This is a genomic window from Mesorhizobium comanense (genome assembly GCF_005503535.1).
Taxonomy (GTDB): Bacteria; Pseudomonadota; Alphaproteobacteria; order Rhizobiales; family Rhizobiaceae; genus Mesorhizobium; species Mesorhizobium comanense.
The window spans coordinates 1-18,886 of the sequence record NZ_SCNN01000048.1 but is presented as its reverse complement, the minus strand read 5'-3'; the positions used below and the strand labels follow the sequence as shown (position 1 = coordinate 18,886).

At 61.5% G+C, this 18,886-nt stretch carries 12 protein-coding genes and 5 pseudogenes; 12 read left to right on the top strand and 5 right to left on the bottom strand.

The genetic code is table 11. From position 1 onward, the window contains the following. From mprF to FFS37_RS34860, 9 genes are all read left to right on the top strand, one after another. Window positions 1-2,078 (top strand): bifunctional lysylphosphatidylglycerol flippase/synthetase MprF (mprF, locus tag FFS37_RS34900; RefSeq protein WP_137935437.1); only part of this gene is annotated, 2,078 nt, incomplete at its 5' end. Continuing rightward, the gene (locus tag FFS37_RS34895; RefSeq protein ID WP_232375905.1) at window positions 2,075-3,487 is read left to right on the top strand and encodes an AcvB/VirJ family lysyl-phosphatidylglycerol hydrolase; all 1,413 of its coding nucleotides are present in this window, start codon (window positions 2,075-2,077) and stop codon (window positions 3,485-3,487) included. The genes mprF and FFS37_RS34895, both read left to right, overlap by 4 nt. Before the next feature lie 150 nt (window positions 3,488-3,637). After that, window positions 3,638-6,703, top strand: coding sequence for a heavy metal translocating P-type ATPase (locus FFS37_RS34890; RefSeq protein ID WP_137935436.1), 3,066 nt, complete (start codon window positions 3,638-3,640; stop codon window positions 6,701-6,703). 89 nt (window positions 6,704-6,792) lie between these two features. After that, window positions 6,793-7,317, top strand: coding sequence for a signal peptidase II (lspA, locus tag FFS37_RS34885; protein WP_232375904.1), 525 nt, complete (start codon window positions 6,793-6,795; stop codon window positions 7,315-7,317). A 97-nt stretch (window positions 7,318-7,414) separates the two neighbouring features. Then, the gene (locus FFS37_RS34880; protein ID WP_137935434.1) at window positions 7,415-7,804 is read left to right on the top strand and encodes a TFIIB-type zinc ribbon-containing protein; all 390 of its coding nucleotides are present in this window, start codon (window positions 7,415-7,417) and stop codon (window positions 7,802-7,804) included. Between the two features lie 192 nt (window positions 7,805-7,996). Further along, window positions 7,997-8,734 carry a cytochrome c biogenesis CcdA family protein gene (locus tag FFS37_RS34875; RefSeq protein WP_137935433.1) on the top strand — a complete coding sequence of 246 codons (738 nt, stop codon included), beginning with the start codon at window positions 7,997-7,999 and terminating at the stop codon, window positions 8,732-8,734. A 130-nt stretch (window positions 8,735-8,864) separates the two neighbouring features. Further along, on the top strand, window positions 8,865-9,767 hold the full coding sequence (locus FFS37_RS34870) for a lipid kinase (RefSeq protein WP_137935439.1): 903 nt from the start codon (window positions 8,865-8,867) through the stop codon (window positions 9,765-9,767). 75 nt (window positions 9,768-9,842) lie between these two features. Continuing rightward, entirely contained in the window at window positions 9,843-11,105 is a 1,263-nt protein-coding gene (locus FFS37_RS34865) for a sodium:proton exchanger (protein ID WP_137935432.1), read from the top strand. Window positions 11,106-11,494: 389 nt separating this feature from the next. After that, window positions 11,495-11,791, top strand: coding sequence for a hypothetical protein (locus FFS37_RS34860; RefSeq protein WP_137935438.1), 297 nt, complete (start codon window positions 11,495-11,497; stop codon window positions 11,789-11,791). A 93-nt stretch (window positions 11,792-11,884) separates the two neighbouring features. On the opposite strand, the pseudogene FFS37_RS34855 reads toward FFS37_RS34860, so the two are convergent. The 5 genes and pseudogenes from FFS37_RS34855 to FFS37_RS36390 form a co-directional block, all read right to left on the bottom strand. Beyond that, a pseudogene (locus tag FFS37_RS34855) lies at window positions 11,885-12,216 on the bottom strand (recombinase family protein); the annotation flags it as partial. A gap of 465 nt (window positions 12,217-12,681) precedes the next feature. Beyond that, window positions 12,682-13,348, bottom strand: a pseudogene (locus FFS37_RS36395) (IS110 family transposase); the annotation flags it as partial. Window positions 13,349-13,463: 115 nt separating this feature from the next. Beyond that, entirely contained in the window at window positions 13,464-14,849 is a 1,386-nt protein-coding gene (locus FFS37_RS34845) for a DUF2252 domain-containing protein (protein ID WP_137935431.1), read from the bottom strand. Window positions 14,850-14,922: 73 nt separating this feature from the next. Then, window positions 14,923-15,080: pseudogene (locus FFS37_RS34840) on the bottom strand (IS3 family transposase); the annotation flags it as partial. 381 nt (window positions 15,081-15,461) lie between these two features. Next, a pseudogene (locus FFS37_RS36390) lies at window positions 15,462-15,548 on the bottom strand (GlsB/YeaQ/YmgE family stress response membrane protein); the annotation flags it as partial. A gap of 994 nt (window positions 15,549-16,542) precedes the next feature. On the opposite strand from FFS37_RS36390, the gene FFS37_RS34825 reads away from it, so the two are divergent. The 3 genes and pseudogenes from FFS37_RS34825 to FFS37_RS36385 all read left to right on the top strand — a co-directional run. Beyond that, window positions 16,543-16,752, top strand: coding sequence for a hypothetical protein (locus tag FFS37_RS34825; RefSeq protein ID WP_137935430.1), 210 nt, complete (start codon window positions 16,543-16,545; stop codon window positions 16,750-16,752). A 197-nt stretch (window positions 16,753-16,949) separates the two neighbouring features. Then, the gene (locus FFS37_RS34820) at window positions 16,950-18,290 is read left to right on the top strand and encodes an ISNCY family transposase (protein WP_137935429.1); all 1,341 of its coding nucleotides are present in this window, start codon (window positions 16,950-16,952) and stop codon (window positions 18,288-18,290) included. Between the two features lie 304 nt (window positions 18,291-18,594). Beyond that, window positions 18,595-18,785: pseudogene (locus FFS37_RS36385) on the top strand (IS630 family transposase); the annotation flags it as partial. Window positions 18,786-18,886 lie beyond the last annotated feature (101 nt).

Below are 18,886 nucleotides of genomic sequence, written 5' to 3'. Positions count from 1 at the left end.
TCGATCCTCGCCTGAGCCTGGCGCTCGGCATTGCGCTGATTCTTTCGATCGGTTTCCTGGTAGGGTGGCTGTCGCGCGGCGAACGCACGCTGACGATCGGCAAGTTCTCGATCAGACTGCCCAATTCACGCGGCGCACTGACGCAGATCGTGGCCGGACTGGTCGATGTCTGCGCCGCTGCCGGCACGCTCTACGTGCTGATGCCCGAGACGGTCACCACCAGCCCGCCAGTCTTTGCGCTGGTTTTTGTCGTGGCGACCATCATCGGCATCGCCAGCCATGCGCCCGGAGGGCTTGGCGCCTTCGAGGCTTCGATGATCGCCGGCCTCGGGCTCGGCAACAACCCGGACGCTATAGCCGCACTGCTCGCCTTCCGCGTCATTTATACGCTTTTGCCTTTTCTGATCGCGATCATCGGCGTCCTGGCCTTCGAGATCTACGCCAGGCACGCTCGTGTCTCGCAGCGCGTGCTGTCGGCGGGACGCATCCTCGGGCCATTGATCCCGCCGCTTGTTGCCGGCACGACCTTCCTGGGCGGAATCATACTTTTGGTCTCGAGCGCGATTCCAGGCGCATCCGAGCGCCTCGACCTTCTGTCTGACCTGTTGCCGCTTCCGTTCATAGAAGCCTCGCATCTCGCCGCCAGTTTCGTCGGCGTCGCCATGCTGATTCTTGCGCGGGCTCTTGCTCGGCGGCTTCAGCAGGCCTGGGTAGCCTCGCTCATTCTCTTGATCCTGGGGGCCGTCTTCTCGCTCGGCGAGGGTCTCGATTGGGAAGATGCGACGGTGCTCCTTGGTTTGTCGACAATCTTGATCGCCTTCCGCACATCATTCTATCGCCGCCCGATCGAGGGCATCGGACCCCTGTCATGGGGCTGGCTCGCCAGCGTGATCAGCACCGTTGCAATCTCGATCTGGCTCGGCTTCTTCAGCTATCGCGACGTCGACTATTCCAATCAACTGTTCTGGCAGTTCGCCATTGACGGAGACGCGCCACGCTTCCTGCGCGCCAGTATCGTGATCCTGATCGCGACGGCGGCGGCGGCCCTGCACACGGCCATCAATCGAAAGGCCATCGACCGCAAGCAACACGTGGAAATCCCTCCGGCCGTCAGCGCCATCGTGGCCTCCTCGAATGTGACCCACGCGGCCCTGGCAATGCTCGGCGACAAGCAATTCCTGATGTCGCCGGACGGCCGCGGCTTCATCATGTATGCGCGCTCAGGCGGGAGCCTTATCGCGCTCGGCGGTCCGATTGGACCGGTGGAGGGCGACACCGATCTCGCCTGGGCCTTTCACCATCTTGCTGACCGTTCGGCCGTCCGCACCGCCTTCTATGGCGTCGAGCCGGAGCAACTGCCGATGTACCTCGACATGGGCCTGGTCGCGCTGAAGCTCGGCGAGGTCGCGCGTGTCGACCTGGTGGCGTTCAATCTCGATGGCCCACGCCGCCAGCCGCTCCGCTACGCCGATCGCCGCGCCGAAAAGGATGGCCTGGTCTTCGAGGTCATCAAGGCAGACGACGTCCCGCCTCTGCTTGTTGAATTGCGAGACGTGTCGGACGCCTGGCTGGAGATGAAGGCGGGAAGCGAGAAAGGCTTTTCGCTGGGCTATTTCGAGAATGACTATCTCAGCAAATTCGACATGGCTGTCATGCGCCAGCAGGGCCGCATCATCGCCTTTGCCAATCTGTGGGGGAGCGCCGACAAGAGTGAGCTGACGGTCGACCTGATGCGCCATGCGCCCGACGCGCCCAAGATCGTCATGGACGCGCTGCTGACCAGGCTGCTGCTCCACGGCAAGGCGCAGGGCTATCGCTGGTTCAATCTTGGCGCGGCCCCCCTGTCGGGCCTGTCCGCCAGCCGGCTCGCCTCGCGCTGGAACCGCTTTGGATCCTTTCTCTACCGGCGTGGCCGGAACCTCTATCGCTTCGATGGGCTGAAGGCATTCAAGGACAAGTTCGACCCGGTCTGGACGCCATATTACTTCATCTGCCCGCCTGGGTTCGCCACCATACGTTCGCTCTTTGATGTCACCGCGCTGATCAACGGCGGCTCGCTGGAACTCATCCGCAAATGATGAAGAATTTCACGGGACTGCTGGTGGCAGTCCTGGTCATAGCCGTCGGATTTGGTCTTGTGCGTCATTTCAACCGAGTGTCGACCCGCGAAAACATGCCGCTGTCGATGCGCGTATCGGCCGAGCGGCTGGTCGACATCCCCGTTCTTGCGCCAGGACAGGATCCGGTCGGACTGGTCATTCTGTTCTCGCAGAAGGGCGGCATCGGCCTGCGAGACCGCGATCTGGCGAATGCGCTCGTCGACAAGGGGATGATCGTGCTGCCGGTCGACCTGGAAAAGTATCGCCAGAAGCTCAATCTGGCCGCCGGCGAATGTATGTATCTCGGTTCCGATCTGGAGAGCCTGTCCAAGGAGGCCATCCGGGCGGTCGGCGGCGGCAGCTATTTTCATCCGGTGGTGGCAGGCGTCGGCGAAGGCGGGACACTGGCCTATGCCGCCGCGGCCAATGCCCCCGTGGCAACCCTGGCTGGCGCGGTCGCGCTCGATCCGGCGAGGACCCTGGTCACACCGCTGCCGACATGCCCGGGTGGCGCGGTGACGACACCAGACCCGGCAGGAGGGTTCACCTATGCGCTCGACGCGGAATTGCCGTCGCCGGCGACGCTGGTCTCAGCCGCGCCGCTCGCCGGAATTGCCGCTCAGCCGACCGACAATGCGACCATGGCAAAGGCGGTTGTGGCGGACAGCGCATCAGCCCGCCTCGACGCATCGGTTGATGCCGTACTGGCCATCGCTGCAAAGGACAAGTCGTCAAATGCCCTGCCGACGGTCGATATTCCCGCCAACTCCACGCCCTCGGCGCTTGCCTTGTTTTTCTCCGGCGATGGCGGCTGGCGCGATCTCGACAAGACGATCGGCGACGAGATGGGCAAGCAGGGCGTTCATGTCGTCGGCATCGATTCGCTACGTTACTTCTGGTCCAAGCGCACGCCGGGGCAAATCGCTGACGATACGGTGGCAATCATCGACCGCGCTGATCCGACTGGGAGGCTACCTGTCGCAGTTTACGGCTACTCGTTCGGTGCCAATACTTTTCCGTTAGCCTGGGCTCTGCTGCCGGACCGGATCAAGGACCGCATCCGGTTTGTCGGGCTGCTTGCCACCCAGCGTACGACCAACCTTCAAGTGACAGTCGGCGCGTGGCTGGGCCTTGGAGGTGACCATTCCGTGGCGCCTGCGATTGCCACCATCCCGCGCGACCGCGTGCTGTGCGTCTATGGCGAGGACGAGCGTGACACGGCTTGCACCGACCCGCTGCTCACGGGAATCCAGACCATGAAGATCAAGGGCGGCCATCATTTCGACGGCGACTACCCCGCGCTGACAAGACTTCTTCTTACCGGCATGAGAGCCCGAATGTTGTCGTCCGTCACTCCTCACCGCGCCTCGACCAAGGCAGGTCGGTGACGATTCAGAGCCTGCTTGAAGCGTCGTTGTGCCCACAGGACCGTTTGGTCGAAAGGACTTGATTCTGTAGTGGCTACAGGATGTATGGGGCTTTGCGGGAGCGAGAAGGACTCGGGACCCGAGCACGATTCGCGATCGGAGGACACGATAATGAAAGTTGCCGCGACGATGAGCCGTTCGGGCTCCCTGCGCTTCAAAGTCGACGGCTTGGATTGTCAGAACGAGGTTCGCGCGCTTCGCGCTGCGGTGGGGCCGTTTGTCGGTGGCGGCGACAAGCTGTCCTTCGATACTCAAGCCGGTGTCATGGAGGTGATATCTGAGGACGCTTCGACGATCGAAGTCATCCAGCAGGCGGTCGCGACGACCGGCATGCAGGCGCATCTGCTGCGGGAGCCGGCGCGGCAGCTTGCACCGGCACTGTTGTTCTGGGTCGTGGGGCTCGACTGCAAGAATGAAGTCGCCGCGCTCAAGCGTGAAATCGGTCCGCTGGTTGGGAGCGAGGCTTGGCTGTCGTTCGATGCGGCGAAGGGGCTGATGACGGTCGCGCCGCAACGACAGGCGACAGTCGACGATATCGTGAACCGCGTCGCCCGGACGGGCATGCGTGCTGGACTTGTTATGGACGGTACGGCCGAGGCATTGCTCTTCCGAGTCCATGGTCTCGACTGCAAGAACGAGGTGGCGGCCCTCACGCGGGAACTGGTTCCGCTCGTCGGCGAGGACAGGCTCGCTTTCGACACTGCGCAAGGCATGATGACCGTGGCCCCCCAGAATCGGGCGGCGCCCGGCGTGATCGAGGATGCCGTGGCTCGAACGGGCATGCGCGCCGAGCCCTGGTCGCCGCCCGCTGTCTCGCTCAGCGCGCCCGAGCCCGCCGGAGTGCCTGAAGGGACAGCGTGCGGCTGTGCCGAAGAGGTGCAGGAGGCACTCAGCCCGCCGATCCCAACCCGCTTGTCCGGCCAAGTCGTGTTTCGCATTCACGGCATGGACTGTGCCGACGAGATCGCGGCGTTGAAGCGCGAGGTTGGTCCACTGGTCGGGGAAGACAAGCTCGCCTTCGATCTCCTCAACGGTCGCATGTCGATCGACGTGACACCGGATGCGGCACTCGAGGCTAGCGTTGAGAAGGCCGTTGCCCGCGCCGGTCTGCGTGCAGAGCCTTGGACCGAAGGCGGCACCAGCGAAGCCGCGCAGACCGAAGAGCGCCGCAAGCGGCTGCAGTCGTGGCTGACGACCGCAAGCGGTGTGCTCACGGCGCTTGGTTTCGCGGTCCACGCCTGGCTCGGGGGCGGCGTGGTCGCGGCTTTCGAGGCCGGCGAACACGCGTTGGGCTCGACCCCTTTGCCGAGCATGGTCCTTTATACGATCGCGATACTCTGCGCGGCGCGCTATGTTGGGCCAAAGGCCTGGCTCGCGGCCAAGCGGCTTCGTCCCGACATGAATCTGCTTATGATGGTCGCAGTGGCGGGCGCGATCGGTATCGGCGCTTGGTTCGAGGCCGCCACTGTTTCGTTCTTCTTTGCACTGGCGCTGGCGCTCGAGGGTTGGAGCCTCGGTCGCGCGCGCAGGGCGGTGGCAGCCCTGATGGAACTCGCGCCGCCGACAGCGCGCGTCAAGGGCGTAGACGGCTCCGAGCGCGACGTCCCGGCGGTCGAGGTTCGGGTTGGCGCGCACATCGTCGTCCGGCCAGGAGACAAGGTGCCACTCGACGGCCGGGTTGCCGCCGGCGAGAGCGAAGTCAATCAAGCGCCGATCACCGGTGAAAGCGTCCCCGTATTCAAGGCAGAGGGCGGCGAAGTCTTTGCCGGGACCATCAACGGCGAGGGTGCCATTGAGATCGTGACCACTAAAGCGGCGAATGACACGACGCTCGCCCAGATCATCCGCATGGTCGGTTCGGCGCAGAGCCGACGCGCTCCCAGTGAGCTATGGGTGGAGAAGTTCGCGCGCGTCTACACGCCCGTCGTGATGATTCTCGCCGTTGCGATCTTCCTCGCTCCGCCCTTGCTCTTGGGCGGTGGCTGGGACGTCTGGTTTTACCGGGCTCTCGTGCTCCTCGTGATCGCTTGCCCCTGCGCCCTCGTGATTTCGACGCCGGTGACGATCGTGGCAGCACTCGCCGGCGCGGCGAAACAGGGCGTCCTGGTGAAAGGCGGCACTCATCTCGAGACGCCTGCGCACCTCAAGGCGATTGCCATGGACAAGACTGGCACGCTCACCGAAGGGCGGCCGCAGGTCGTCGAGATCCTGCCGCTCGGAGGCCGTAGCGAAATGGAGATCCTCGGCTTGGCTGCGGCCCTGGAGGCGCGCAGCGGACATCCGATCGCTCGCGCCATCCTGGCGAAAGCCGCCGAACTGAAGATCGCGGCCGAACCTGCCGAGGCTGTCCAAGCCATTACTGGCCGAGGTGTCATCGGTCGAGTGGCCGGCCGCGAGATGTGGCTCGGCTCGCGCCGCTACATTGAGGAACGGGGCATCAACTCGGCTGAAGTTCTGCAGCGAGCCGATGCGCTTTCGAGCGCCGGTCGCAGCATCGTCGCGGTCGGCGATGGTCAGGAGGTCTGGGGTCTCGTCGCCGTTGCCGATGCCGTCAGGCCGGAAGCGAAGGACATTGTTGCCGCACTTCATCGTGCCGGCATCAAACATGTCGTGATGTTGACGGGGGACAACCGGGCGACGGCAGAGGCGATTGCGATGCAGACGGGCGTCGACGAGGTCCGAGCGGAGCTGCTGCCCGGCGACAAAGTGACGGCCGTCGAAGATCTGGTGCAGCGCTACGGGTCGGTTGCCATGGTCGGCGATGGGGTCAACGATGCTCCTGCAATGGGACGTGCCAATCTCGGTGTCGCCATGGGCGCCATGGGTAGTGACGCCGCCATTGAAACGGCCGATGTGGCACTCATGTCGGACGATCTTTCGAGGCTCCCCTGGCTGGTGCGCCACTCGCGCGCGACGCTCAGCGTCGTCCGACAGAACGTCGCCTTCTCCATCGCCGTGAAGCTCCTGTTCACCGCGCTCACAGTATTTGGTCTCGCATCGCTCTGGGGCGCCATCGCGGCCGACGTCGGTGCGTCGCTGCTGGTCGTTCTCAACGGCCTGCGCCTGCTCAACCGCGGTCAAACGACGGTTGAGCAGGGTGGTCCTTCAGCGGGATCTGGAGTACCGGTGCGCGTGACTCATGGGCCAGCGGTCGCTTCGACAGGCCTGGCGCGCTGATAATGGCATCCGGCCACTCAATCTCGATCATAGCCGCTCCCAATAACTTTGGGACGGCGCGATAGTCAGCATAGTAAGGACGCTTGATCTTGCAATCTAGAACTTTGATACGGCGAGCCATTTGGGCTGGCGCCGCCTTTGCCATCGCTCTCGCAATCGACTTCGCCACGAAATGGCTGATCGTCAACGTTGTGATGGTGCCACCTCGCACTATCGAGATCGTGCCATTCTTCAATCTCACGCTCGGTTTCAACACTGGCGTCAGCTTCGGGATGTTCCGCGCTCTTTTCGTAGAGCAGCCACTGTTGCTCGCCGGGATAACAGCCGTGATCGCGGCAGGATTCCTCGTCTGGGCTGTGCGTACCGCAAATCGCATAGAGACATTCGCCTTGGGCCTGATTGCCGGCGGCGCTGTAGGCAACGTGGTGGACCGGGTGCGTCACGGTGGTGTGACCGATTTCCTTGATTTCCACGTCGGCGATTGGCACTGGCCCGCCTTCAACATGGCGGACGTGATGATCACCATCGGCGTCGTCCTATTGATCACAGGTTCCCTATGGTTGGCAAAACCGGCGGTCTCGGTTCAAGAGCGGCCAGGTCGAGCGGCGCGCTAATGAGAAGTCGAGGCCCGATGGCAGCCGGCTTCCCACAAACCGCTCGAGGCTGACGCGTTTAACTTCTAAGGCAAACGAACAGGAAAGGACCAATCCCATGTCAGACACACCGATGACCGCGCCTCAACCGAGGGCCACAGGCATGTTGTGCCCCCACTGCAGGGTTGATCTCGTCATGGCAGATCGTCAAGGCGTCGAGATCGACTATTGCCCCCGTTGCCGGGGCATCTGGCTTGACCGGGGCGAGCTCGACAAGATCATCGAGCGGAGCGCCGCATACGAGGTGAGCCCGCCCGCACCGCAGGGGATACCCCAGCCGCCCCAAGCCGGCACGCCCTTTCTCCCGTCTCAACCCGCGCCGGCCCCGCAGGGCAGCCACCCAAACCAAGGCGGCCACTATGACAAGGGCGGCTACGGTCGTGGCGATGATTGTGATGATCGCGGAAATCGGGGCGGCCGCGGGTTTCTCGGACGGCTGTTCGACTGATGGGAGCGGCTGAAATGATCGCCCGGACGCGTTAGGAGCGGTGCCGATTCCTGGATTTTCACGGCGGCAATCGATAGGCGCTCGCCTTCAACTTGGCGGATAATATGATTACCACAGGGTGCTCATGCTGAATGCAGACTCCGCGAGATCGACGATCCCTGTCCGGCGGCCGAGTCGAGCCGGGTGCGGACGATGACGCTCATCGACGTGTCTTTACTGGGTTTGGCAACTGCCGTTACGGCGGGCGCCATTTCCTTCCTCTCGCCTTGCGTGCTGCCGCTTGTCCCGGGCTATCTGTCCTACGTCGCGGGAGGAACGGCCGACACCGTCGGCGACGGCAGGAGACACCAGTTCCATGTTCTCGGACCAGCGCTCCTGTTCGTGCTCGGCTTTACCACCGTATTTGTTCTACTCGGGCTCAGTGCGATGGCCCTCGGCGGATTTCTGCAACGCTTCCAGATCGAAGCGAACCTGATCGGTGGCGCGCTGGTCGTGGTTTTCGGTCTCGCGATGACGGGGCTGCTACCGGTGCCGGTCGCGCTGATGGCGGATCGGCGCTGGCGCGGGCCGAAGCAGATCGGAGGCCCTTTCGGGGCCTATCTTCTTGGCATAGCCTTTGGTTTTGGCTGGACGCCCTGCATCGGACCGGTGCTCGCCTCGATCCTCACCGTTACGGCAACCTCGGCCGGCAATGGAGCGGTGCTCCTTGGCGCCTACGGTCTCGGCCTCGGCATCCCGTTTCTGCTTGCAGCGCTGTTCTTCGGCAGCGCGGCCGTAGTCCTGAAACGCATGCGGCGGGCCGGGGCAGTCCTCAATATCGGCGCTGGGGCAGTGATGGTCGGCGTCGGCATTCTGATGATGACGGGTCGCCTGCAGGTGATCGCCATTTGGATGCTGACGACGTTCCCAGCGCTCGGCAACATCGGTTGAGGTGCGCGGCCGCATACGATCGCTCGGTCGGGGCAGACGGGCCGCGAACTCGTCCTCGGGGCATTCGATCCGCCGCCCGACGGCTCCGTCCTGCAGGCTACACTGTCATTTGGCCTTCAAGGAAACCATGATGGACCATCAACCAGCTAAAAGGCGCGCGCTGCTCTTCCTGAACCCGCGAAGCCGCAGCGGTGGTAATCACGTAGCTGATGGCGCTGTCAAGCAGCTTGAGGCTGGCGGGTTTATCTTGACGCACGGGCTGTGCGCTCAGTCGGCAGATATGACCCGTGAAGTCAGTCGGTATGCTCATCAGGTGGATCTCGTGATCGTCGGCGGCGGCGACGGGACTGTCAACGCCGTGCTCAAGGGCATGCTAGAGACTGGCTTGCCGCTCGGTATCCTGCCGTTCGGCACGGCGAATGACCTTGCCCGGACACTTGGTATTCCAAGTGACCCTGCAGCGGCGGTCGCGGTCATCGTCGCGGGCTGCACGAGGCGGATCGACGTCGGCCAAGTCAACGACCAGTTCTTCGTCAATGTGGCGAGCATGGGCCTGAGCGTTGAACTCGCGCGTCGTATGACCGGCAACCTGAAGCGGCATTTGGGGCGGCTGAGCTACCCGCTGGCTGCAATAAAGACGGTGCTTTACACGAGGCCGTTCACAGCCGAGGTGGCGACCGCCGATCGCACGATCCGGCTCCGCAGTCTTCAGATCGCGGTCGGGAACGGTGTATATTACGGCGGCGGTATGGCCGTCTACGAGGCCGCAGCAATCGACGACCAATGCTTGGACTTCTACAGCGTTGAGCCGCGACGATTTTGGCAATGGCCGCTTTTTCTGACGGCATTCCGGCGCGGTCGTAACCGAAATCTTGTCGGCATGCGCGCCTTTTGCAGCCCTGGCCCCCTTGAGATCCGGACCGACCCGCCGCTGCCAGTCAACACCGATGGTGAAATTACGACCGCGACGCCCGCCCGCTTCAAGCTCTTGCCGCTTGCGTTGTCGGTCTTCGTGCCAGCAACGCACGTGTAAATCGGTCCCTCGGTCGGATGCCTCCGTTTCCTGTCCCAAAGGCATTTGTATCGGAAGCAGGCGGAGACATGGACGATGGAACTAGCATTCAAGGACCACTCAAACGATCCCGCCCGCTCCTATACCGCGCGCCAGGTGTCGATGATCGCGCTTGTTGGCGCGACCCTTATTCCGCTCGTTTTTGTGCGGTTCTTCGGAGTCGGCGGCGGCTCGGCCGTAGTCATCGCGACCGTGATGGGCGTGGGGATCGTAGCCGCATCGTTCGCGCTCTCGTGGGGCGTCGAGGCACTGGAGGGTGTGATGCCTCAAGGTGTTGCGCTCGCCATCCTGGCACTGATCGAAGTCGCCCCCGAATACACCTTCGAGGCCATCCTCGCCTATCGTCAACAGATCGAGCTTGCGGCCGCCTCAATGACCGGCGCCAACAGGCTGCTGTTAGGCTTGGGCTGGCCCTTGATCCTGTTCACGGCCGCCCTCGCTTCGCGGGCGCGAGGCCAGCGCTACACGGCGATAGAGCTCTCCCGTGAGCAGGGGGTGCCCGTCTTCTTTCTCCTGGTCGCGTCCGTCTATGCCTTCGTCATCGTGATCAAGGGCACGCTGTCGCTGATTGACTCGGGAGTGCTGATCGCGATTTACGGCGCCTACATCTGGGTCATGCTGCGCCGGCGCCAGCCAGAGCTAGAGGAAGAAAGAGAGGAGACTGAACAAGCACTCGGCATTGCGGCCACGACGAAAGGGATGCCTCCTGCTCGCAAGTGGACGGCCATCGGCGCATTCTTCGCGTTCGGTGCTTTCGTGCTGTACGCAGGCGCCGAACCATTCCTCGACGCCGTGCTTGAGGTCGCTCATGGCCTCGGAATCAGCCAATTCGCCCTCATCCAGTGGCTCGCGCCATTCCTGTCGGAGTTTCCCGAAAGCCTGACCGCTTACATTTGGGCCGCAACCGTCGTGGCGGCGGCTATGGGACTTGGCACACTGATTTCCTCAAAACTGAACCAATGGACGCTGCTTATCGCCACGATCCCGATCGCCTACAGCTTGGGGGCAGGGCACATCCAAGCCCTTCCGCTCGGCACGGTGGCGCGAGATGAGATCTTCTTAACCGCCGCGCAGTCGCTGTTCGGCACTGTGCTCCTCCTGACGCTGCGGTTCGATCTCTGGAAAGCCTTCGCCCTGCTCGGCCTGTTCTTGATCCAGTTCTTTCTGCCGTTCGACCGAGTTCACGTGACCCTTGCGTGGGCCTACCTCGCGCTGACGCTCACCTATCTCATCATTTACCGTAGACATTTTTGGGCCCTCCTCTTGGCATCCCGGTCGGCGATTGCGATGGACCGTTGAGGGGAAAGATAGGGGCGACATGATCTGCGGCAGACTCTGCAGGATCGACGAAATTTGTCGTCGACTTATTGTCAAGTGAGAGGGCATGACGTCAGCGCGCAGAGCGCCACCTGGGCGAACTGCCGAAGGGCACTCGTCGAGCTTTGGATTCCAAGCTCGCCGACCGTGGTAAAGGGAGCATACGCTTCGATCTCGACGTTGCCCGGCGTAGAAAACTGCCTCGAAGCATATCGAATTCTCCCAAGGCGAGCGAGGCGCCGTTCGAAATCGTCCAGAAACAAAACGCTGCATTTCGGAAATGTTCTAGAAAAAATTCAAAGGCATAAGTGACGTCATGTCGATCAGGTCATCGGCTGTAGCACTAGCTTCCGGAGTTTACGGACAGACCAATGCAAAGGTTCTCGATCAGTTTGATGGGTGCATTGCTCGGCGTTTCGCTCGTCACGGCCGCGGTGGAAAAGTTGGACGCGAAGGTGCTCACCAGGAGCGAGCGTTGCAGCAATCTCAACCGCCAAGTTGATGAAGCCCTCGAAACCCATGCAGGGGCTACGCGGGTCGCTGCGGCCAAAGCACTTCAAAGAAAAGGAAACCGGCACTGTGCCAACAAGAAGCACGCGCAGGGAACACGGATGCTTGCGAACGCTTTGAAGCTGCTTGGAGTGACACCGATCGACCCCGAGCAATGACGGGTCAACGGGCAGGCCTCCTGCAACAATCCAAATGCTCGGGTGAGTAGACCCGATGCAACGGAGAAAATGAGAAAAACGCCGAGCGCGCCTCACCGCGCCAACCAGACCGCAAAATTCGATCAACGTGTGCCGGTCGCGTCCGTTGCGCGCCAGACGCGACACTTCGATTGCGAACACAGCACCGACACGGCCTTCACAGATCGCTGACAGCAGCTTCTCGAAGCCCGGACGACTGACGCCCGAACCCGAGCGGCCAAGGTCTCATCGATAACTGTCACATCCGTCCAGCCAAGAGCACGGGCGCGCTCGGCAAGACCATATTGACGCCGCCGGCTCTCATGATTGTTGGCAAGCTGGTCGAGGGTCGATTGGCGAATGTAGATAAAGGCGCCGCGCGCCAGGTGGTCAGACGTGATCTTCATCGCCGGCCTACGTCGCTGCGGCTGCGCTGCGTGCTTCCGACAGCAGCGCACTCACCAGTGGCAACGGCTTCGTCCGCTCGGCCGGTGCTATTGGCGCCGGTGGGTCTTGGCTACGAAGAGATCGAGTTGGCGGTGACAGGATTGACGATGCTTCATGCTTGTCTCCTCCTTCGCAACGGGAATCGTCGCGTAGCAAGCTTAGACAGGCGCCGAGCTTCAGACGAAGTTCGCGGGTTCGTCAGCGGCGGACGGGGACTCTCCGCAACCATCATCGCCTCCGCACTATCCTCCGTCATCCAGATCGGCAACTGCACCACGGTGCCGTCAGGCTGCCGGATGATCAGAGTGACCTCGTCACCAGGGCGATTGCGCCCGGCAACAATAACCGCTTCCCCGTAACGGGGATGAAATCGATTGCGGATAATCGCTTCACCCGACTGATAGCAGGCATTATGAAGTTGTTGCACCGACGCCAGGTGTGCTCATCAATCTGCGGCAAACCTTGTCAGCGCGCGCGATCTTTAGCATCTCGCGTGGAGCTTGGTGAACTCGCACCACAAATGCCGTCCGGGCCGCCAGCATCGCACCGATCACCGTCTCCAGAGCGACGTGCCCTGCTGTCAGTTCCCGGATAAGCGCCTCAAACCTTCCACGACTGACTTCTCCGACCTTTAGCCCATAACCGCGCAAGATCCCGCGGATGCTCAGTTCGACGTCGAGAAGCTTGCCTTGCAGAAGCTTGCGTCCAACAAGAAGGGCTCGGCTATCCTTGCAAGTCACCGATTTGGCATGAACCGCTCGGTACCATCCCATCCGCAGCAGTTGGGCGATCCCGCGTGCATCTTTACGGTCGGTCTTCACCGTCATCGCCGAGAGCGCCGCCTTTACGTGCCGTGTCATCGAGCAGAACTACGTCGCGTCCGGCGGCCACAAGCCCGGCATGCAGCCCCTGCGATAATGGCCCAGCCTCGAGCCCAATGCGGATGACAGACAATTCCAGTTCGCCGAAATAGCGGACCAGTGCCTCGGGCTCGCTGGCGATCTTGACCTCGCGCACGATCGTTCCAGTCGCATCAACAATGCACACGCTGCTCTCTTCCAGAGAGACATCGATTCCCACATAGTGTTCCATGGCTGTTCCTCGCCATGATGCTGGAGCCGATCGCTCGGATTCCGTTTCAACACCATCATTCTGAGGGACAGCCACCCAACCTGGCTATGCTCGCGAAGGCCGGCCCATACGGCATCTAGGCGGCCTTTGGTTTCTTGATCGCGCTCGTCTTGCCCTTTTCCGCTAGGCTCTTTGCCTTCACAAGAGCGGCGTGATCGAGAATTGTCTGATCGGCATAGGCCATCCCGAACGATGCGATTGCCTCGTCGAGGGTCTCGCTTCTGCCCATGTAGCCCGCAATCGCGGCCGGATCGCCCGACCGCGCGTGGGCGCGTGCGAGGGTGCGGCCGCATAGCTGCGCGTAATCCGAGAACGCTTCGCCTTCGCTGATTTCGCCGACGCCGCCCAGTCTGCGGTTCTTCAGCGTCCGGACGTAAAACTGGCGACCGGTGTCTTCGTCCTGGGTAAAGCCGAGGAAAATATCGCTGGCGGCCTGCATCATCTGCTGGCCCTGCACGACACGGCGGCCCTGGTGCCCTTTGTACTCAAGCTTGCCGCCGAGCCGCTCCAGCACAGAATTCTGCGCCTGCTTGATCTGAAGAAACAGCGGTTCGTTGTCACCGGTCATAAACAGGCCGATGTAGCAGAACGTGCCGACGGAGCCCACACCCACCGCCTTGAAGGCGAAATCCTTCATGGTGAAGTGGTCGAGCAGCCGAAGCCGATCCGGATTCAGGCTCTTGCGATACGCCGCAAAAACGAGTTCGACGCCGAGCTTGTGCCGCGCGTCAGCCTCGGGGTCGAGATGGAAGATGGTCGGCGGCTTGTCGATGATCCTTGGATTGTCGCCGTTGACGAGATGCGGGAAATTGTCGTCCTTTGACAGGCCCTCGCCACGCGCCTTCGCGATCACGTCAGCGAGCTTGCGCCGCAGGCCGCCGTTGCCGATCCGCGCGATCTCTTGTTCGAGGTCGATCCGGCTGTACCAGATCTCCAGCGGAGACAGCTTGGCCAATCCGATCATATGCGACCGATAGGCTTTAACGGTTGCGGCCGCCAGGGAGCGGGCTTGTTTCTTTGACGCATCTGAGTCTAGCGCCGCAACTGCGACGCTGGCCGCGAGACGCTTGAGGTCGACGGTGAAATCGACACCGGGCAGTGTCTCGTCGTAATCGTTGACGTCGAAAAGGATATTATCTTCGGGCGTGACGAAGGCGCCGAAGTTCATCAAATGGCTATCGCCGCCCGCCTGCACCGGAATCCCCGCCATCGGCTGGGCGGCAAGGTCTGTCGCCATGACGGCGGCGGCCCCGCGCAGGAATGCGAACGGGTTGAGCGACATGCGCGCGTAGCGTTCCGGGACGAGCTCCGGGACCCGATCCGGATCGCTTTCTGCGAGGATCGCAATGGCATCGCGTGACAGCGGTCCCTTTAGGTCCGCATGCGCTTCACGCGGTGTCTTGCGGCGAAGCGCCTTTCCTTGTTTCAACCGTTCGGTACGTGAACTTAAAGTCACCGTCATATGGCAAGTCCTGCAATGAAAGACCACGTTATATGATCTTGCTCGATTGTCACCGGGCTTCAAATCAAAGTCCGCGCAAATTCTCAACCGAGGTTGAGGTCGCGGCACGGGCTGTATCCCCGGCCAATCTTTTCTTACCGGCCTCGAGGAAATCCCTCGACCGCCATAATGCATCGACGTTGCAATGCCCTCGCGACGGCATAGCTCGGCAATGCTCTCCTCACCGCTCAGGTGGGCTGGGGACCGCCGGGCGCGGATTACTCTCCCTCGGTGGGTTTGAACTTCCGCACGACGCATTCGAACAGGATGTCGGAAATCCACATAATCTAGACGCTGGGTGGAATGACGACAACATAAGGCACCTGGCGCTGCGTCCTCGTCGACCGCGGCGCTCTGGCTGTCTACAGGAGAGACATCATGCTGAGTATCATCTCGCGCAACACCTCCAGGTCACTTTGGGGACACGATTCTTATGTTCATCATCCTCGCCGTCCGCGTCGGTACGGCGTTACCGGTGCGCGACGTCAAACGCCTCACACGACTGCTCTGCGACAAGATCGATACCCTCGATCCCAGGTTCGGCATTTAGGTGATGAGCCTGATCGCACGCGGAGCCCCCCGCACGATCTTCCCGGCCAACCATCCGGCAATAAGGCCGACTACCAATATGACAATGATGCTCTCGTTCGACAGATACATGGTGATCGTCCTGGGCTCCCTTTTTCACTGTGCGATTGGCGCCTGACGTCGAGTGGGAGAGAAGCAATCGGTGGCATAGCGTAGTTTCGGCGGGCCTTTCGACCTCCGTCATCGTCTTCGCTTCAAATGCCTTCGGCAGTCCTGCGCTCCCTTCCTGCGATGGGTTGCCGCGCCCGAGCCTGACCGTCATTTCTTGAACGACGAAGGCCATGGCAAAGGTAAGCAGAATAAAGAAAACGAAAAAGCCAATCCCATAGGTTGCGCCGGTCGTCGCGTAAGACACCATGCTGGGGCCGTCGTTCTCTCCCAGCATTACCAGGACACCCGGGCCGACCAACAGCCAGAGAAGCCGCAACCAGCGGCGGGCGGATCGAGATTGTAGAACCTTCAGGCGGTCGCTCGCACGTCGGAAATCCACTTCATTGACCAAGTGGTCCTGGATTCCGGGTGAAGCCAGCTGTCCTAAATGCAAAACGTCCTGGCTCACGACGCCTCCAAACGCAGGTCGATGATATCCCCGTCAATGGGAGAGTTACAACGCACCATTCAACATAGCAAATGCTATATTGCCGTTGGCTAACGTTCACGAAGTGTTGTTTGTACGGCACAGACGGTCGATCGCGAAACAGCCAACGCGCTCTACGTGGAACTCATTCACGCATAGAGGGACCGCCATGCGTGGTATTAGCTGCGCCGGAGCGCAGAGGGTTTCCTCGCCGTCAGACGGGTTGCAACAGACTGTAAGACAGACTGTAAGAATGCGGCCGTTCCGATCAGTTTTGGCGTTTGATCTGCGGATGCAATCGGCTTTGAACCAGTCGATCCGTGATTCTGAGCGAGAATCGCGGCGAGCAGGTTGCCGAAACGAGTGCGGTATTGGACAACGAAGTTACTCGCGCCGCCCTCCAATTGCCTCGCTATTGCCTTCAAACAGCCGTCAAGGATCTCCTATTGTGCGGCTCGTGGCGGGAGAGGAACAAGGAGGCGAACCAACATGAAGGACGAACGCGAAATCGACGCCTTGCTCTCGCCTCGTGAGGCTGGATCGATCATCGACCGCCTGATGAGGCTGCCGTATCCGAAAGACGGCGTGCAGCAAATGAATGAGTGGGATCGCGCCGTCGTCAGCCGCTTCGAGACCCATCTTGCCCGGCAGATGCGCTCGCAGATCGACGGCGGCAGCGACCGCCAGAATGTGGCCTGATCTCTTTGTGCTATGCTTCGAAGCCGCCCATCCAAAGCTGTGGAGGCCAGCGCTGTGGCTAGACTAGTTTCCATCCATAAACGGCAACTTGTTGATTTTATTGCATGAATCGTATCTTTGTGCGAGTAAGGCCCGGCGGTTTCAGGTATCTTGGATCATGCCACTGATTCCAAAGCCTGCCACCGCCGGAGCCGACAATGCGCCAAGAACGCACCGTCCAAGCCAGTATATTCGATGTTTTCGCCACACACGAGATCGGCCACGAGTTGAAGGCGATGTCGCAATGGCTGGATGAGCATCACGATCTACTTGGTTTGGTGGCCCGCGATCTGGTTCGGGTCGGCGTCAAGGCCACCGGACGGCAAGGCCTGTCCGCCGAAGCGGTGCTGCGCTGTGCGCTGCTGAAGCAATATCGGCAACTGAGCTATCAGGAACTGGCGTTCCATCTTGAGGACTCCGCCTCGTTCCGCGCCTTTGCGCGGCTGCCGTGGTCATGGAGCCCGCAGAAGTCGGTGCTGCAGAAGACGATCAGCGCGGTCCGGCCCGAGACCTGGGAACAGGTCAATCGGGCACTGCTGTTGGGCGCTCGGCAGGCGAAGCTTGAAGACGGCGTGGTCGTGCGGCTGGACAGTACTGTGACCTCGGCACTCATGCATGAGCCGAGCGACAGCAGCCTGCTTTGGGATGCTGTGCGCGTCATGGTGCGCCTTCTGAAGCAGGCCGATGCGTTGGTCGGCGGTGCCGGCTCACCATGGCACGATCATTGTCGGGCGGCTAAGAAGCGTGCCCACAAGATCCAGTTCACACGTGGTCGACCAAACCGGGTCCAACTCTACCGGGAACTGATCGTAATCACCCGCGCGACCTTGGCCTATCTGAAGCAGGCGAGCGAGCGATTGGCCGTCGCGAGCACACCGTCCATCGCGCTGTGGCAAATCCAGGTCCGTCACTATCGGCCGTTGGTCGAACGCATCGTCCGACAGAGCGAGCGGCGGGTGTTGGCCGGTGAGCCGGTGCCGGCCAGCGAGAAGTTGGTCAGCTTATTCGAAGAGCATGCCGATATCATCGTCAAAGGCAGCCGCGACACCGAGTACGGCCACAAACTCAACCTGACCACCGGCAGGAGCGGCATGATCCTCGATCTGGTGATCGAAGCAGGCAACCCGGCTGACAGCGACCGCTTGCTGCCGATGCTGGAGCGTCACATCGGCATCTGGGGCCAAGTGCCGAGGCAGGCGGCGGCCGATGGGGGCTTCGCCACTCGCAACAACTTGGCCACAGCGAAGGCGTGGGGCGTCTCCGACATGGCCTTCCACAAGAAAGCCGGTCTCAGGATCGAGGATATGGTCAGAAGCAAGTGGGTTTATCGCAAGCTGCGCAACTTCCGCGCCGGCATCGAAGCTGGCATCTCATGCCTCAAACGCGCTTACGGCCTGGCTCGCTGTACCTGGCGCGGTCTTGATCACTTCAAGACCTACGTCTGGTCCTCGATCGTGGCCTACAACCTCGTCCTCTTCACCCGCCTCAAACAAAGCTGACGAACAAAGCTGACGCCGGCCCGGCACGGGTAGCTGCGTCGAACCGGTCATGCCGGCCTTCGGCGCCTGCACCTGATCGGGGCCGATGACATCATTGTGTCGATTATCAGCACTCTTCAGCCCGTCCATGCCTTCAAAAGCCGCAAAGGCGCAGCCAACCGAAGTTAAGTCCTTGCAAACGCTGAAAAATACGCGTGTTATGGACGGAAACTAGACTTAGACTAGACTTAGACTAGTGGATTGATCGGGACAGACGAGTCCGATTGGGGATTCCCGGTGTTGCGTGCCTGTGCGACGATGCGGGATGCGTACCGGTATCAGCATCGTCGTCACAGCATCGGATAGGGCCAGGCTTGAGGCGCTCGTCGCGGCGCGCGGTTCGCCGCAAAAGCACGTTTGGCGGCGCGGATCATCCTGTTGACCGACGATGGCCTGGGCACCGTCACGATCATGGCGGCAACGGCCAAGTCGAAGACCTGGCAGGAGTATCCGTCTTGGTCAAGGAATTTCTGGAGCCCATATACGGTCGTCCCTGATGAGCGCGTTTGCAAGGACGAGAAGCTTTCGCATGATTGCGGTTATGGCGACTTTTGCAG

Coding starts and splice junctions, on each gene's coding strand:
- FFS37_RS34845 (WP_137935431.1), bottom strand. CDS start 14,849: ATGACGGTGACTTTAAGTTCACGTACCGAACGGTTGAAACAAGGAAAG.
- FFS37_RS34870 (WP_137935439.1), top strand. CDS start 8,865: ATGGACCATCAACCAGCTAAAAGGCGCGCGCTGCTCTTCCTGAACCCG.
- FFS37_RS34875 (WP_137935433.1), top strand. CDS start 7,997: ATGACGCTCATCGACGTGTCTTTACTGGGTTTGGCAACTGCCGTTACG.
- FFS37_RS34820 (WP_137935429.1), top strand. CDS start 16,950: ATGCGCCAAGAACGCACCGTCCAAGCCAGTATATTCGATGTTTTCGCC.
- FFS37_RS34895 (WP_232375905.1), top strand. CDS start 2,075: ATGATGAAGAATTTCACGGGACTGCTGGTGGCAGTCCTGGTCATAGCC.
- FFS37_RS34825 (WP_137935430.1), top strand. CDS start 16,543: ATGAAGGACGAACGCGAAATCGACGCCTTGCTCTCGCCTCGTGAGGCT.
- FFS37_RS34860 (WP_137935438.1), top strand. CDS start 11,495: ATGCAAAGGTTCTCGATCAGTTTGATGGGTGCATTGCTCGGCGTTTCG.
- FFS37_RS34865 (WP_137935432.1), top strand. CDS start 9,843: ATGGAACTAGCATTCAAGGACCACTCAAACGATCCCGCCCGCTCCTAT.
- FFS37_RS34890 (WP_137935436.1), top strand. CDS start 3,638: ATGAAAGTTGCCGCGACGATGAGCCGTTCGGGCTCCCTGCGCTTCAAA.
- FFS37_RS34880 (WP_137935434.1), top strand. CDS start 7,415: ATGTCAGACACACCGATGACCGCGCCTCAACCGAGGGCCACAGGCATG.